At 45.5% G+C, this 16,771-nt stretch carries 15 protein-coding genes; 6 read left to right on the forward strand and 9 right to left on the reverse strand.

Annotation, left to right across the window (positions count from 1 at the left end; all coding sequences use genetic code 11):
* Nucleotides 1–635: ATPase, T2SS/T4P/T4SS family (locus IQR33_RS00235; RefSeq protein WP_193843429.1), on the forward strand; the 635-nt coding region annotated here is incomplete at its 5' end.
* Nucleotides 636–696: 61 nt separating this feature from the next.
* On the opposite strand, the gene ruvX is transcribed toward IQR33_RS00235, so the two are convergent.
* The 8 genes from ruvX to metK form a co-directional block, all read right to left on the reverse strand.
* A complete protein-coding gene (gene ruvX, locus IQR33_RS00240) occupies nt 697–1,122 on the reverse strand; it encodes a Holliday junction resolvase RuvX (RefSeq protein ID WP_005381017.1) in 426 nt (141 codons plus the stop codon).
* 35 nt (nt 1,123–1,157) lie between these two features.
* The gene (locus tag IQR33_RS00245; RefSeq protein WP_005381020.1) at nt 1,158–1,721 is read right to left on the reverse strand and encodes a YqgE/AlgH family protein; all 564 of its coding nucleotides are present in this window, start codon (nt 1,719–1,721) and stop codon (nt 1,158–1,160) included.
* 128 nt (nt 1,722–1,849) lie between these two features.
* On the reverse strand, nt 1,850–2,800 hold the full coding sequence (gene gshB, locus IQR33_RS00250) for a glutathione synthase (protein ID WP_017635580.1): 951 nt from the start codon (nt 2,798–2,800) through the stop codon (nt 1,850–1,852).
* Nucleotides 2,801–2,813: 13 nt separating this feature from the next.
* Nucleotides 2,814–3,545: a 16S rRNA (uracil(1498)-N(3))-methyltransferase gene (gene rsmE / locus IQR33_RS00255; protein WP_017635581.1), complete on the reverse strand. Its 732-nt coding sequence runs from the start codon at nt 3,543–3,545 to the stop codon at nt 2,814–2,816.
* A gap of 113 nt (nt 3,546–3,658) precedes the next feature.
* Complete coding sequence (gene endA, locus IQR33_RS00260; RefSeq protein ID WP_017635582.1) at nt 3,659–4,354, reverse strand: deoxyribonuclease I; 696 nt, start codon at nt 4,352–4,354, stop codon at nt 3,659–3,661.
* Between the two features lie 150 nt (nt 4,355–4,504).
* Nucleotides 4,505–5,002 carry a SprT family zinc-dependent metalloprotease gene (locus IQR33_RS00265; protein ID WP_005381025.1) on the reverse strand — a complete coding sequence of 166 codons (498 nt, stop codon included), beginning with the start codon at nt 5,000–5,002 and terminating at the stop codon, nt 4,505–4,507.
* 68 nt (nt 5,003–5,070) lie between these two features.
* Nucleotides 5,071–5,868: a DUF2189 domain-containing protein gene (locus IQR33_RS00270; protein WP_042521290.1), complete on the reverse strand. Its 798-nt coding sequence runs from the start codon at nt 5,866–5,868 to the stop codon at nt 5,071–5,073.
* 402 nt (nt 5,869–6,270) lie between these two features.
* The gene (metK, locus tag IQR33_RS00275) at nt 6,271–7,425 is read right to left on the reverse strand and encodes a methionine adenosyltransferase (protein ID WP_005381027.1); all 1,155 of its coding nucleotides are present in this window, start codon (nt 7,423–7,425) and stop codon (nt 6,271–6,273) included.
* A 315-nt stretch (nt 7,426–7,740) separates the two neighbouring features.
* Here metK and tkt point away from each other — a divergent pair, with 315 nt between their 5' ends.
* Nucleotides 7,741–9,735, forward strand: a complete 1,995-nt coding sequence (gene tkt, locus IQR33_RS00280; RefSeq protein WP_005381028.1) for a transketolase — start codon at nt 7,741–7,743, stop codon at nt 9,733–9,735.
* Nucleotides 9,736–9,826: 91 nt separating this feature from the next.
* On the opposite strand, the gene IQR33_RS00285 is transcribed toward tkt, so the two are convergent.
* Complete coding sequence (locus tag IQR33_RS00285; RefSeq protein ID WP_017633561.1) at nt 9,827–10,720, reverse strand: LysR family transcriptional regulator; 894 nt, start codon at nt 10,718–10,720, stop codon at nt 9,827–9,829.
* Between the two features lie 140 nt (nt 10,721–10,860).
* On the opposite strand from IQR33_RS00285, the gene IQR33_RS00290 reads away from it, so the two are divergent.
* The 4 genes from IQR33_RS00290 (at nt 10,861) to fbaA (ending at nt 16,536) form a co-directional block, all read left to right on the forward strand.
* Nucleotides 10,861–12,819 (forward strand): ligand-gated channel protein, encoded by a 1,959-nt coding sequence (locus tag IQR33_RS00290; RefSeq protein ID WP_017633560.1) that lies wholly within the window; start codon nt 10,861–10,863, stop codon nt 12,817–12,819.
* A 136-nt stretch (nt 12,820–12,955) separates the two neighbouring features.
* Entirely contained in the window at nt 12,956–13,993 is a 1,038-nt protein-coding gene (epd, locus tag IQR33_RS00295) for an erythrose-4-phosphate dehydrogenase (protein WP_017633559.1), read from the forward strand.
* 151 nt (nt 13,994–14,144) lie between these two features.
* Complete coding sequence (locus IQR33_RS00300; protein WP_005384547.1) at nt 14,145–15,305, forward strand: phosphoglycerate kinase; 1,161 nt, start codon at nt 14,145–14,147, stop codon at nt 15,303–15,305.
* Nucleotides 15,306–15,459: 154 nt separating this feature from the next.
* Entirely contained in the window at nt 15,460–16,536 is a 1,077-nt protein-coding gene (gene fbaA, locus IQR33_RS00305) for a class II fructose-bisphosphate aldolase (RefSeq protein ID WP_005380996.1), read from the forward strand.
* The last annotated feature ends 235 nt before the right edge of the window (nt 16,537–16,771 follow it).

The following is a 16,771-nucleotide window of genomic DNA, read 5'->3' on the forward strand; positions in this document are numbered from 1 at the left end:
ATCCGATCGAGTTCGTGCATGAACACAAGCGCTGTATCGTGACTCAACGTGAAGTTGGGTTAGATACGGAAAGCTATGAAGTTGCGCTTAAAAACTCGCTGCGCCAAGCACCAGATATGATTTTGATTGGTGAGATCCGTAGCCGTGAAACAATGGAATACGCGATGACCTTCGCCGAAACGGGTCACCTGTGTATGGCAACGTTGCACGCCAACAATGCAAACCAAGCTTTAGAGCGCATTCTTCACTTGGTACCGAAAGATCAAAAAGAACAATTCTTGTTCGACTTGTCGATGAATCTGAAAGGCGTGGTTGGTCAGCAGCTGATCCGAGATAAAAATGGGCAGGGACGTCATGGTGTATTTGAGATCTTGCTAAATAGCCCACGTGTGTCGGATTTGATTCGTCGCGGAGATTTACATGAGTTGAAGTCAACCATGGCTCGCTCAAATGAGTTTGGTATGCTGACGTTCGATCAATCTCTTTATAAGTTAGTGATGCAAGGTAAGATCAGCGAAGAGGATGCACTACATAGTGCCGACTCGGCAAATGATCTGCGCTTGATGTTGAAAACGCAGCGTGGTGAAGCATTCTCTACGGGCAGTTTGGCGAACGTTAAGATCGATATGGATTAATCCAATCCAGAAACAAAAAAGGTTGGCAGGAGCCAACCTTTTTTCATTGTGTTTGAAGTGTTTACTCACCCCAAAGGGCTTCAAACCAGCTTTCTAGAATCACCACTGCTGACTGGCAGTCAACATTACCTTTCGATAGGGCTTTGTAGCCGCCCATGCTGAACAACTCCGCACGAGCTTCTGCTGTAGATAAACGCTCATCATGCAGTTCAACTGGCAATCCGTATCGGCCTTGCAGACGCTTAGCAAATTTTCGTGCACGAGGGGTTATGGTCTCAAGGTCTTTACCATGCAGATCGGTCGGTAAACCGACCACTAGCAAATCTGGTTGCCACTCTTTGATTTGCTTTTCGATATCGTCCCAGTTTGGAATACCGTCATTGGCTTTAAAGGCTTTTAATGGGGAAGCTGTACCAGTAATTTCTTGGCCAATAGCGCTACCAATGCTTTTGGTTCCAAAGTCAAAAGCCATAATTGTGCGTGACATAAGGTGTCTCTGTCTAATGTAACTGTATATTTGGACTAAGCATGTCCAGAGTCTGCTGAAAGGTGACTTGGGTCGATGCCCAGCTTTTCGACCGCTTTCTTCCAACGCTCGTTGATTGGTGTATTAAAGATAATTTCAGGCGTCGCTTCAATGGTGAGCCAAGAGTTTTCGACCAGCTCACTTTCTAATTGGCCTGCACTCCAACCGGAGTAGCCAAGTGCCACTAAGTAATCACTTGGTTCTGCTTCTGTTCCTAACACCGACAGAATATCACGCGAAGTGGTTACCGCGAGGTCATCGGTCATTTGGACGCTGGACTCGTAGTAATCTTTGGGTTTATGCAAAATAAAGCCACGATCTTCCGAGATTGGGCCGCCATTGTAAACTGGTCTATCTAGACTGGCTTCAAATAGGCGCGGGTGTACTGGCTGAACTTCCACCTGCTTGAGCATGTTGCCGACGGTGATATCAACAGGAGCATTGATCATCAGCCCCATAGCGCCGTCTTCGTTGTGCTCACAAACGTAGATCACGCTGTTTTGAAAGTACGGATCTTTCATCCCAGGCATGGCAACCAAAAAGTGATTTGTGAGATTCATACTCATACTGACCCTTAACTCTCGTAAATGTCCTTAAGCAAACATCATACAGTTTACCATCTAGGTATGTGCATGAGTTTGCTTAAGTTAATGTACTACGCTCTCTATTAACTGTAATACAGTTTGAGTTATTCGCCTTTTACTCGACGCTCAATCGCATCCATCAGCTTGCCTGTGATTGAGATATCAAAAGCTGCTTCAATTTCGCGAATACAGGTTGGGCTGGTGACGTTGATTTCTGTTAGCTTGTCGCCAATTACGTCAAGGCCAACAAAGATAAGGCCTTTTTCTTTCAGTGTCGGAGCAACGGTTTGCGCAATTTTGAGGTCGGTTTCGCTTAGCGGACGAGCTTCACCAGTACCACCAGCGGCTAGGTTGCCGCGCGTTTCGCCTTTAGCAGGAATGCGTGCTAGACAGTAAGGCATAGGTTCGCCATCTACTACTAGGATACGTTTGTCACCGTTGCTGATGTCTGGCACGAAGGTTTGTGCCATTGCGTAGTTTTGACCGTGGTTAGTCAATGTCTCGATGATTACAGAGACGTTTGGATCGTTTTCTTTTACACGGAAGATGGACGCGCCACCCATACCATCAAGCGGTTTCAGGATGACATCACCATGTTTTTCACGAAATTCTTTAATTTTTTCTGCTTTTCGCGTCACGATCGTTGTAGGTGTCAGCTCTGGGAACCATGCTGTAAACAGCTTTTCGTTACAATCACGTAAGCTTTGAGGCTTGTTAACGATCAGTGCACCCTGTTCTTCTGCACGCTCAAGGATGTAAGTCGCGTAGATGTATTCAGTATCAAACGGAGGATCTTTACGCATTAGCACCGCGTCTAGCTCAGACAGTTTGATAGTTTGCTCTGATTTGAACTCGTACCAACCGTTTGGATCTTCTTTTAGTTCTACCACTTTAGTATCTGCAATGGCAACGCCTTGATCGAGATGCAGATCATTCATTTCCATGTAGTGGATTTCATAGCCGCGTCGTTGCGCTTCAAGCATCATGGCAAAGCTAGAGTCTTTTTTGATGTTAATGGACGAGATTGGGTCCATTACGATACCGAGTTTGATCATTATTTTTCTCCGTTTAACCAAGATCGCCGAAACGAACTTGTAAGGCTGTAATTGCTGTCAGAGCCGCTGTTTCGGTACGCAGAACGCGAGGGCCGAGTAGCGTTTCTTCAAATTGGTATTCTCGAGTCATCTCGATTTCTTCAGACGATAAACCGCCTTCAGGACCGATCAGTAGGCGCACTTTTTCAACCGGGGTTGGCAAAGTGTTGATTGAGTATTTAGCACGAGGGTGAAGGTTAAGCTTTAAACCATCGTACTCTTCTTTACACCACTCTTCCAAGCTCATAATTGGACGAATTTCGGGCACGACATTACGCCCACATTGCTCACAGGCACTGATGGCGATTTTCTGCCATTGCGCGAGTTTTTTCTCAAAACGCTTTTGGTCAAGCTTGACACCACAACGTTCAGAAATCAGAGGAGTGATGGTATTGACGCCAAGTTCAACAGACTTTTGGATGGTGAACTCCATCTTATCGCCACGTGAAATGACTTGACCAAGGTGCAGATCTAAAGGGGATTCAATACTGTTTTCTACGCGCTCGGTGATGTTAACCAAAACTGATTTCTTGCTGACTTCACTGATAACCGCTGGGAACTCTGCGCCACTGCCGTCAAAAAGGAGAACGTCTTGGCCTTCTTTCATGCGCAAAACACGACCGATATGGCCTGCTGCGTCGTCACTTAAAGCAAGTGAGCCAAGTTGATGAATGGATTCTGGATGATAAATTCGAGGGGTACGCATGAGATTTCCAGCAAGAGAATAAACTTAAACCCTAACATGGATGCTTTGCACCGAAAAAACAAGGGGCAAGAAGCGTTTCAATATCAGTAATTGAAACGCTTCGAGGTCGGAGGTTACAGTGCGCGGCAGGCTTCTTGAACAAATGGGTTGTGATTGCCCTGTACTTTTGCAATGCGCTCGTCACGCTCACATTCCCATTTATCGACAGGATAGGTTTTGTTCCAAGCACTCATTAATTGCGTTTGCTGCTTCGACAGTTTGAAACCGTACTCTTTGCTCATGTATAGATAGGTACGAGCAATTGAGCCACGCGCACGGTCTGGTGGCATGACTTTACGCTGCTTAAAGTTCACTTGCATCTCACAGCGACCATAACTCACGCCATCCATACCGTTCCATTGGCTGAAGTTGTAGTTCGAACGGTCACCGTTTACTTCACCAATAGCAGGAGTTAGGTTGTGCAAGTCTGCTTCCATCAAACGAAAAGTTTTGTCTTTTTTCTTACAGTTTTTACGTCCGCCATCTTGCCAGCATTGACGCTGGTGGCCAAATTGCCACGCAGGAACAACGTGCTCCCATTCGATTCGTGCAGCCCGTTTTTCTTGTTTACGGACTTGGTAACCGCAAGAGGCTAAATCGGGTGAGCCTTTCTTGCCTTGCCATTGAATGTTACAGCCACAGTAGAAGCTTGTTGGGTGGTCTTGATAAATTTTGACCGCCTCACGTTTGGCTGCAGAGAATGAGCTCGGTGGCGCGGCAATCGCAGTGCTAGAAAGCGCGATAAGCAACAGAGAGAATAAGTATTTCATGATAAAAGTCTTTATAAAGTATGACTTTATTCATGATAACACGCATAAAATAGCTTTAGTGATGAGTAAGTTAACAATAAGTGGCGAAGGGAAGGTTTTGATCAACTCGATCTTTATTTTGGGAACGCAAGTAACACTATGAGGTAAGGGCTACGATAACTGAATACCGGTGAAGTTAAGTGGTTGGCGGCATTTTTGACAAGAGTACGTCGCCTCTTTGCGCAGCACTTTATTATGACGGCGAATCGATAGAGGGTAGGTCATACAACCACAACGATACTCAAAGGTTTTACCTTGAACGGATTTTACTTCAAAGCTGTGAGTGGTTTTGGCTGGTACGTTAAATACGGCTTCCATGACGCCTTTCCATTCTTTACCGTGAGGCCTAACTCGCCCGTAAACCTGATAAGTAATCAGGTGTGCTACTTCATGAGGAATGACTTCATCTAAGAATGCTTGGGTGTTTTCGCGAAATAAAACAGGGTTTAGGCGTACTTGATTTAATTGAAGGTAGGCTTTTCCTGCCGCTTTCCCACGGACGTCGAAGGTGATTGTTGGAATCGGGAAAGAACGTTTGAAAGCTTGTTCCGCCATCGCGATACAGCCCGCCATCACTTGCTTGGCTTTATAGCTGAGTTCTATATCCACAATTCACCTCGATAAATCAAATAAAAAAGCCCCCGCATTTGCGAGGGCCAGATCATAGCATCAGTTAATTATGGTGTGTGTTTTTTCTTGATGGTGGCATGGTAAGCGTGCCATGTACCGTAGCCTAGAATTGGCATGGTAAACAACATTCCGATCCCGTAGGTCGCAAAGCCGATAAGAATACCGCCACAGATGATCGCTGCCCAAACAATCATTGCTGGAATGTTGGATTTCACTGCATTAAAGCTGGTAAATACAGCGGTCATCATGTCTACGCGACGCTCCATCATGAGCGGAATAGAAAAGGCTGAAATGCTAAACACCACACAAGCCAAAACAAAGCCAACTAAAGAGCCGATGACAAGGAAGGGTAGGAACTCACTTAAAGGTGCCCCTTGAACAGAAGGGTAGAGCGCATGAAGTAGAGCGGCAATGCGCATCCAAAATATCATACACACTGCGAGTAACACGGCGAACGCCCATTGAGATGTTGAGTTACGACCGATCGCTTTCATTGAATGGAGCAAGCTTGCTTTGTGTCCGCGCTCTCTCTCCCAACTGGCATCATACAAGCCCAGCGCGAGAAACGGACCGATTAACATGTAAACAATCAAACTGGGCATGACGACCAAGTGTGTGCCTTGCCACTGTACGAGCAAAACAATGCCTATCGCAGCTGCCATAAAACAGATGCCATAGAAAGCACTAATAAGTGGCATTCGCACGAAATCATGCAGACCTAATGCTAGCCAATGAAAAGGTGCAGAAAGATTGACCGTATTGCACGGTATGGTTCTGGCGTATTCGTTGTCTGGCACTTCCTTTCGCTTGTTGTGGAAGTCCGATGGATTAACAGTTCGAGGCATAACTCCTCCTTGATTTATTCCCACATTATCCGCTTATACCAACTGACAGCGGTTTTTGTTCAGTCAAACTTGAAGCGACTTTTTCAAGTTTACATCTGAGCATTGGCTTAGTTTGGTATCGGCCATAAAGATGCCTGACTCATGTCTTTACTTAAGTGTTGCTTCCACAGTCGCCAGCATCCGACGTCTCTATTTAAATTGGAGTTAACAATATTTTAACTATTGGCGGAGATGGGATAATTTACAAATAATTGCTTAAAATTTATTCGGTATAAAAATGAGGGAGAAACAGGACTGCTTTGTGGGGCAGGGCGGTATGAGTCGAAATGACTAGATAAAAGTTGCTGAAAATAAAAAGCCCCCACCATAGGCGAGGGCTTGATTGATTCTTGCTTGGCTTGATTATTTGATGCCAGCGAAATCGCGTAGAAGTGCAGCTTTGTCTGTTGCTTCCCACGGGAATTCTTCACGACCGAAGTGACCGTAAGCCGCTGTCTTCTTGTAGATAGGTTGAAGAAGGTTAAGCATTTCTTGTAGACCGTATGGACGTAGGTCGAAGAATTGACGAACCGCTTCAATGATGATGTCGTGAGATACTTTCTCAGTACCGAACGTTTCCACCATGATAGACGTTGGATCAGCAACACCGATTGCGTAAGAAAGTTGGATCTCACAACGGTCAGCCATGCCTGCCGCTACGATGTTTTTCGCTACGTAGCGTGCTGCGTATGCTGCACTACGGTCAACTTTTGATGGATCTTTACCAGAAAACGCACCGCCACCGTGACGAGCTGCGCCGCCGTAGGTATCTACGATGATCTTACGACCAGTTAGACCACAGTCACCCATAGGACCACCGATTACGAAGCGACCGGTTGGATTAATGAAGAAGTTTGTTTCTTTGTTGATCCACTCAGAAGGTAGCACTGGCTTAATGATCTCTTCCATTACCGCTTCACGCAGGTCTGAAGTTGAGATTGAATCACAGTGTTGAGTTGAAAGAACAACCGCGTCGATACCAACGATGTTACCTTGATCGTATTGGAATGTTACCTGAGATTTTGCATCAGGACGCAACCAAGGTAGTGTGCCGTTTTTACGAACTTCTGCTTGCTTTTGAACAAGACGGTGAGAGTAAGTAATTGGCGCTGGCATTAGTACTTCAGTTTCGTTACAAGCGTAACCAAACATGATGCCTTGGTCGCCTGCACCTTGTTCTTTAGGGTCAGCTTTATCAACACCTTGGTTGATATCTGGCGACTGTTTACCGATTGTGTTTAGTACCGCACAAGAATCTGCGTCAAAGCCCATATCTGAATGTACGTAGCCGATTTCACGAACGGTTTCACGAGTTAACTCTTCGATGTCTACCCATGCTGAAGTCGTGATTTCACCACCCACCATTACCATACCGGTTTTAACGTAAGTCTCACATGCAACACGAGCCTTTGGATCTTGCTCTAGAATCGCGTCAAGAACCGCATCAGAAATCTGGTCTGCAATTTTATCTGGATGACCTTCTGATACTGACTCAGAAGTAAACAGGTGCTTAGCCATGTTAGCTCCACTATATCTGGTTTAAAACTGGGGAATGATAAACTCTCCAGCGCAAATTAATACTAATTTTTGTAGGTGTATCTACATCTAGACGTCTATTCTAAATTTGATTGCTCGAATTACAAGCTCTTTTTTGGTTTTTGTTATAACCAAACGTTTGCCTGATTTATTGATAATTTTAAGAACTTCGAACGATTTGGCGCGAAAGGTGCAATATTTGTGAGGTTTTGGACTGGAAAACGTTTGCACACCCAACAGGGCTTTGAGAGAATTATGACCTACTTTTCGTTTCGCTTAATGTACTCAGGAGCAGACATGTCGTCTCGTAAACATCTTGCCAATGCAATTCGTGCTCTAAGCATGGATGGTGTTCAACAAGCTAACTCAGGCCACCCAGGCGCACCAATGGGTATGGCTGATATCGCTGAAGTTCTTTGGCGCTCTCACCTAAACCATAACCCTTCAAACCCAGAGTGGGCCGACCGCGATCGCTTTGTGCTGTCAAACGGTCATGGGTCAATGCTTATTTACTCTCTACTGCACTTAAGCGGTTACGAGCTATCTATTGACGATCTGAAAAACTTCCGTCAATTGCACTCAAAAACCCCAGGTCACCCAGAGTACGGCTACGCGCCTGGTATCGAGACAACAACGGGTCCTCTAGGTCAAGGCATAACTAACGCTGTTGGTATGGCGATCGCAGAGAAAGCACTAGCGGCACAGTTCAACAAAGAAGGTCACGATATCGTTGACCACTTTACGTATGTGTTCATGGGTGACGGCTGTCTAATGGAAGGCATCTCGCATGAAGCATGCTCTCTTGCTGGGACGTTAGGTCTAGGCAAACTGATCGCGTTCTGGGATGACAACGGCATTTCTATCGACGGTCACGTTGAAGGCTGGTTCTCTGACGATACACCTAAGCGTTTTGAAGCGTACGGCTGGCATGTAATCCCAGCAGTCGATGGTCACGACTCAGACGCGATCAACGCAGCAATTGAAGCAGCAAAAGCGGACCCACGTCCTACGCTTATCTGTACCAAAACAATTATCGGTTTCGGTTCTCCTAACAAGTCTGGTTCGCACGACTGTCACGGTGCACCACTAGGTCACGATGAAATCCAAGCGGCTCGCGAATACCTAGGTTGGGAGTACGGCCCATTTGAGATCCCGGCAGATGTTTACGCTGAGTGGGATGCAAAAGAAGCGGGCGCCGCGAAAGAAGCAGCTTGGAATGAAAAATTCGAAGCATACGCTGCAGCTTACCCTGCTGAAGCGGCAGAGCTTAAACGTCGTCTAAACGGCGAACTTCCTGCACAGTGGGAAGAAAAAGCGAACCAAATCATTGCCGATCTTCAAGCAAACCCAGCGAACATTGCATCACGTAAAGCATCGCAAAATGCACTAGAAGCGTTTGGTCAAATGCTTCCTGAGTTTATGGGTGGTTCTGCTGACCTAGCGCCTTCTAACCTGACCATGTGGTCTGGTTCTAAGTCTCTAGAAACGGAGGACTTCTCTGGCAACTACATCCACTACGGTGTACGCGAATTCGGTATGACTGCTATCATCAACGGTATCGCATTGCACGGTGGTTTCGTTCCTTACGGCGCAACATTCCTAATGTTCATGGAATACGCTCGTAACGCAATGCGTATGGCTGCGCTGATGAAAATTCAGAACATCCAAGTTTACACGCATGATTCGATCGGTCTTGGCGAAGATGGCCCAACTCACCAACCTGTTGAGCAAATGGCGTCTCTACGTGTAACTCCAAACATGAGCACATGGCGCCCATGTGACCAAGTTGAGTCTGCAGTTGCATGGAAACTAGCGATTGAACGTAAAGATGCACCAACTGCACTTATCTTCTCTCGTCAAAACCTAGCGCAACAAGAGCGTACTGCTGAACAAGTCGCAGACATCGCGAAAGGTGCTTACATCCTGAAAGATAGCGAAGGTAAGCCTGAGCTAATCCTTATCGCAACAGGTTCTGAGGTTGAGCTTGCAGTGAAAGCCGCTGAGCAACTAACTTCAGAAGGCAAGAAAGTACGCGTTGTTTCAATGCCATCAACAGATGCATTCGACAAACAAGACGCTGCTTACCGTGAATCTGTACTGCCATCAGACGTAACGGCACGTATCGCTATTGAAGCGGGCATTGCGGATTTCTGGTACAAGTACGTAGGCTTCGACGGTCGCATCATCGGTATGACAACATTCGGTGAATCTGCACCTGCTGGTCAGCTATTCGAGATGTTTGGCTTCACGACTGAAAACGTAGTGAACACAGCAAAAGAATTGCTAGCGTAATTGCAGGACCGTCTAAACAGTCGAACGTAAACGACGATTGTTAAACGCTAAAGTTAGAAAGGCCATCATTATGATGGCCTTTTTATTTTTGTCAGGTTTTCCAACCTTGTGGAATGCTTTGGTGAATGCAGTCTAAAAGTACGGATAAGCGCAGTGGTGGTCGTCCTGCTGGTGTATAGCAGTTAATGGAAATAGGCTCAGAAAGCCAACCTTCTAAGCAAGGTGTGATTCGCCCTGGGTGATGTTTCTCATAGCCGCATGCTGTCCAAGTCGGCAGCAGTCCAATACCATGACCATTCGCGATACTGTCTATTTGCATTGCTATGTTGTCGCTGTATAAGCGACTAACAAAGGGTTCTAAAAAGAACTCACCGTGTTGAGGGTGTGCTAGCATCAATCCATTTTCTTGCACTGAACCAAAATCGATCCATGGATGTGCTTCAAGTTCTTTGGGGTGCGGTATAGGCCCATGTTGTTTTAGATAATTTGGAGAGGCAAAAGGCGTATAGCGAAATACCCCCAGCACTTCTTTTCGCCAGTCTAGCTCTTTACGTTCACCGAGCCAGATGAACAAATCTGGGTCATGATGCGCCTCAGAAAAGTCACTGGTAAGTTGAACTCTAACATCGGGATTATCAGCAAGAAAACGATTGAGTACGCCGCCGAGCCAGCTTCTAACTAAGGCAGTGTGACAAACAATATGCAGTGGCCCTGAAACTTGGTTCGTTAAACCTTGAAGTGCATCATAACTCTCTTCACTTAACTCAAGAATCTGGCGGCTGTAGTGGGCAAAGATTTCTCCAGCTCTTGTCAGAACTAATCGATTACCTTGTCTGGCGGTTAGAGCCTGACCGAAGTCTTCTTCTAATTGTGCCAAGCGACGACTTAGCGTTGATTTTGGCTGATTAAGGGCTTTAGCAGCGGCTGTCAAACTTTTATGCTGATTGAGCGCATCAAAGGCTCTAATTGATGCTAAGTCGTGCATATTTCTTTTACTCCTTACTGCGTTATGTACGAGTTCCATAAATGGAAAGAACCGTTCCATAACTCTCACTATGCATCTCATTCTATTTGTGAATAATTCACTTTCGAAAATAATAATCATTATCAATTATGGAGATGTAGATGTCTACTCTTAGACTGCCAGTTATTACCGCAACTGGTATTTTAGCCTTCGTCAGTGTCCCTCATGTTTTTGCCAATGATGCAGTTTCTAAAATGGAAACAGTGGTTGTAACTGCATCAAGTTATGAGCAATCTCAAGCGGACGCGCCTGCAAGTATTAGTGTGATTTCACGTGAGGAGTTGGACTCTCGTTATTACCGCGATGTGACTGATGCACTAAAAAGTGTGCCAGGTGTCGTCGTGACAGGTGGTGGTGATACCACCGACATTAGTATCCGTGGTATGGGTTCTAAATACACTTTGATACTGGTCGACGGTAAACGTCAAAGCACGCGTGAAACTCGTCCAAATAGTGACGGTCCTGGTATCGAACAAGGTTGGTTACCTCCTCTTCAAGCGATTGAGCGAATCGAAGTTATTCGTGGCCCAATGTCGACGCTTTACGGTTCTGATGCGATTGGTGGTGTGATTAACGTCATCACACGAAAAGATGCGCTAGAGTGGACGGGTAATGTTCAACTGGGCACGGTAATACAAGAGAATAGCCGCTCAGGTGGAGAGCAGAGCGCGAATTTTTTCGTTAATGGTCCGTTGGCTGAAAATTTATCTCTCCAAGTATATGGTCAGTACACAACCAGAGAAGAAGATGACATCGAATACGGTTATGAAGATAAAGATATGCAGAGTATCTCTTCAAAGCTGACTTACCAGATTAATGAGCGCCACTCGGTGCAATTAGAAGGTGGCACCTCGGCACAAAGTCGTCGTGGTAATGTGGGCCTTTCAGTGCCGACCACTGGGTGTCGTGGTGGGTGTGAAGATTCACTGAATGAATATCGTCGTAATTACGTAACGGTAAGCCACAACGGTGATTGGGATTCGGTGGGAATTTCAGATACTTACTTACAGCGAGAAGAGAGCGAGAACAAATCTCGTGAGATGACGATCACCAACACCACGTTCAAATCGAGCTTGGTGACTGGTATTGGAAACCATACGTTGACGACGGGTGTGGACGCTACTCATGCAGAGCTTGAGGATTTCACCTCCAACAAAGCGTCATCGAAGACTGAAACATCGAATACGCAGTGGGCTGTTTTCATTGAAGATGAATGGAGAATTGCTGATCCGTTTAGCGTTACGCTTGGCGGCCGTCTAGATCATGACGAAAACTATGGCGCGCACTTTAGTCCGCGTGTCTATGGTGTATGGCGAGTTGACCCGTCTTGGACTGTGAAAGGCGGTGTGGCAACAGGTTTCCGTTCTCCGCAATTACGTGAAATTACTCCTGGTTGGGCGCAAGTCAGTGGCGGCGGTAATATCTACGGTAACCCAGACCTTGACCCTGAAACGTCGCTAAACAAAGAAATCAGTGTCTTGTATCAAGGTGACTCTGGTTTAGATGTCTCTTTGACTGCGTTCCATAATGAGTTCAAAGACAAGATCACACGTGTTGTTTGTCCAGATACCATCTGTACAGATGGACCAAACCAATGGGGTGCAGATCCAACGTACCGCATTAACGTGGACGAAGCGGTCACACAAGGTATTGAAGCGACCTTAGCATCGCCATTAACGGAAACCATTTACCTCAGCTCGAGCTACACATTTACCGACTCAGAGCAAAAAACAGGTGAATACAAAGGCATGCCGCTGCAGCAGTTACCAAAGCATCTGTTTAATGTGGATGTGACTTGGCAAACGACAACAGATCTAGAGAGCTGGGCGAAAGTCACGTACCGAGGTAAAGAAATGGATCCGGTTACTGGCCCATCAAGAAACAGTATCGTAGAGCCAGCTTATACCTTTGTGGACGCCGGTGTGACATACCAGTTAACCGACAATACTCGTATTAAAGGCGCTATCTATAACTTGCTGGACGAGGAAATCAGTTACGAAGAATACGGATATATTGAAGATGGTCGTCGCTACTGGTTAGGTTTAGACGTCGCATTTTAATTATCTATCGTTGTAATAAGGTCGAGCATAGTCTCGACCTTTTTTTAATCCTGCTTTACTTTGATTCAACAGGTGCGTTTGTCAGCCTGATCAGGTAGTATCTGTGACACGAAATTTTTGGTAGGGCGAAGGATAAATGCTAAAGGTTGCGATCAATGGATTTGGACGTATAGGTCGTAATGTTCTGCGAGCGGTGTATGAAAGCGGAAAACACCAGCAGATCAAGGTTGTGGCGGTAAACGAACTAGCACAGCCAGAGGCGATGGCACACCTACTGCAATATGACACCAGTCATGGTCGCTTTGGTAAAAAAATTTCCCATGACCAAGAACATTTGCATGTTCATCATGACAGCGGTGAATATGATTCCATTCGCATTCTCCATCTCTCCGAAATCGAATTACTTCCTTGGCGTGATTTAGAAGTTGATATCGTCTTGGATTGCACTGGCGTATTTGGTTCGCAAGCGGATGGGCAAGCGCATCTAGAAGCAGGCGCGAAGAAAGTACTGTTTTCGCACCCGGGCGCAAACGACCTAGATAATACGATTATCTATGGCGTGAACCACGAAACTCTGAAAGACGAGCACCGTGTTGTCTCCAATGGCTCTTGCACCACCAACTGTATCGTTCCCATCATTAAAGTACTAGACGAAGCCTTCGGCATAGAGTCTGGCACCATTACCACAATTCATTCGTCCATGAACGATCAACAAGTAATTGATGCGTATCATAACGACTTACGCCGTACCCGTGCTGCAAGCCAATCTATTATTCCGGTGGACACTAAGTTGCATAAGGGGATTGAAAGGATCTTCCCGAAATTTTCCAACAAATTCGAAGCAATTTCTGTTCGTGTTCCAACGGTTAACGTCACTGCAATGGATTTAAGTGTCACAATTAGTACAAATGTGAAAGTTAATGACGTAAATCAAACCATTGTTAACGCATCTCAGTGTACATTACGTAACATTGTTGACTATACTGAATCGCCACTCGTTTCCATCGACTTTAACCACGACCCCCATAGTGCGATTGTGGATGGAAGCCAGACTAGAGTGAGTAACGGGCAACTCGTAAAAATGCTCGTTTGGTGCGACAACGAATGGGGCTTTGCTAACCGGATGCTGGATACTGCCTTAGCAATGCAAGCTTCTTCGCAAGTGGAACAGTAATGACGAAGAAGTGATGGAGAATTTTTATTTCTAGCCTTGAAATAAATCCATAATATCTCCATATCTATAACCAGTTTGAAGAATTAACAGGCTTGGCAGGGTTGCCGAGTTTTCAAAAACTTTAATTATTAAATATTTGAGAGGACACATCATGTCTGTAATCAAGATGACTGACCTGGATCTTGCAGGTAAACGTGTATTTATCCGTGCTGACCTAAACGTGCCAGTAAAAGACGGTAAAGTAACTTCGGATGCACGTATCATCGCATCTCTTCCAACTATTAAGCACTGCCTAGAAGCAGGCGCTAAAGTAATGGTTACGTCTCACCTAGGTCGCCCAACTGAAGGTGAATACGCTGAAGAGTTCTCTCTACAACCAGTTGTTAACTACCTAAACGACGCACTAGATTGCGAAGTGAAGCTAGCAAAAGACTACCTAGATGGCCTAGAGCTAAATGCGGGTGAACTTGTTGTTCTTGAAAACGTTCGCTTCAACAAAGGCGAAAAGAAAAACGACGAAGAGCTATCTAAGAAATACGCAGCACTATGTGACGTATTCGTAATGGACGCATTCGGTACGGCTCACCGTGCTCAAGCATCTACTCACGGCGTTGGTATGCACGCAGACGTAGCATGTGCTGGTCCTCTACTAGCGAACGAACTAGAAGCGCTAGGCAAAGCAATGGACAAGCCAGCTCGTCCAATGGTTGCTATCGTAGGTGGTTCAAAAGTTTCTACTAAGCTAACGGTTCTTGAGTCTCTATCTAAAATCGCTGACCAACTCGTTGTTGGTGGTGGTATTGCTAACACATTCATCGCAGCTGCTGGCCACAACGTTGGTAAGTCTCTATACGAAGCAGACCTAGTTGAAACAGCTAAGAAGCTAATGGACGAGTGTGCAATTCCAGTAGCAACTGACGTTGCATGTGCGAAAGCATTCGACGAGAACGCAGAAGCTGAAATTAAGCACGTTTCTGAAGTACAAGACGACGACATGATCTTCGACCTTGGTCCAGATTCAACAGCTGAACTAGCTGAAATCCTTAAAAACGCTAAGACTATCCTATGGAATGGTCCAGTAGGCGTATTCGAATTCAAGAACTTCGAAGCAGGTACTAAAGGTATCTCTGAAGCTATCGCAGCTTCTGAAGGCTTCTCTGTTGCAGGCGGTGGTGACACGCTAGCAGCTATCGACAAGTTCGGTATCAAAGCGGATGTATCTTACATCTCTACTGGCGGCGGCGCTTTCCTTGAGTTCGTAGAAGGTAAAGTTCTTCCAGCAGTAGAAATGCTAGAAGCACGCGCTAAGTAATTAAAGCAAAGCGGGGGAGTGATTCTCCCGCTTTCTTGTTTGCTGCAACGTGTGAGGAACTCTGCTAGAATAGCCTCAGTTGTGAGCAAACGTTTGCAAGATTTTCAACTTAACAAGTTTTGTTTAAAAACGACAGATAAATAGGATTACATCCATGTCTAAGATCTTCGACTTCGTAAAACCAGGTGTTATCTCTGGCGATGACGTTCAGAAAGTATTTGAAGTTGCAAAAGAAAACAGCTTTGCACTTCCAGCAGTAAACTGTGTGGGTACTGACTCTGTAAACGCAGTACTTGAAGCAGCTGCAAAAGTTAAAGCTCCAGTTATCGTTCAGTTCTCTAACGGTGGCGCTGCTTTCTTTGCTGGTAAAGGTCTAAAACTTGAAGGTCAAGAAGCTCAAATCCTAGGTGCTGTTGCTGGTGCGAAATACGTTCACGCTGTAGCTGAAGCTTACGGTGTTCCAGTAATCCTACACACTGACCACGCAGCTAAGAAACTACTTCCTTGGATCGACGGTCTACTAGACGCTGGTGAAGAGTACTTCGCGCAAACTGGTAAGCCACTATTCTCTTCTCACATGATCGACCTTTCTGAAGAGTCTCTAGAAGAGAACATCGAAATTTCTGCTAAGTACCTAGAGCGCATGGCTAAAATGAACATGACTCTAGAAATCGAACTAGGTTGTACTGGTGGTGAAGAAGACGGCGTTGACAACTCTGATATGGATGCGTCTGAGCTATACACTTCTCCAGAAGACGTTGCATACGCATACGAGAAACTAAGCGCAATCAGCCACCGTTTCACTATCGCAGCATCTTTCGGTAACGTACACGGCGTATACAAGCCAGGTAACGTTGTACTAACTCCAACTATCCTACGTGATTCTCAAGCGCACGTTTCTGAGAAATTCGGTCTTCCAGCGAACTCTCTAAACTTCGTATTCCACGGTGGTTCAGGTTCTTCTCTAGAAGAAATCCGTGAATCTATCGGCTACGGTGTAATCAAAATGAACATCGATACTGATACACAGTGGGCTACTTGGGATGGTATCCGTAAGTTCGAAGCTGAAAACCACGATTACCTACAAGGTCAGATCGGTAACCCAACTGGTGAAGATGCACCAAACAAGAAGTACTACGATCCACGCGTATGGCTACGTGCAGGCCAAGCTTCAATGGTTACTCGTCTAGAGCAAGCATTTGCTGACCTTAACGCAGTTGACGTACTATAATCGTTACTGATTAAGTTACTTAAAAACCCGCTCTTTGAGCGGGTTTTTTTATGTCTATCACTTTCTTCCCCGCTGCTTTCTCCCGATATTTTTATGCGTTAGGTTGTATTTGCTAGTGAGATATCTCACCTTTAACGTTTTTTTAAAGAAAACATGGGAATATCAGTCTTAAGAGTGGCGAAATCAGAGTGCATTGCGTAACCTGTAACAAGTCAGTGTCAGAAAGCTCTGATAA

It is taken from the genome of Vibrio sp. OPT46, assembly GCF_015163535.1.
Taxonomy (GTDB): domain Bacteria; phylum Pseudomonadota; class Gammaproteobacteria; order Enterobacterales; family Vibrionaceae; genus Vibrio; species Vibrio alginolyticus.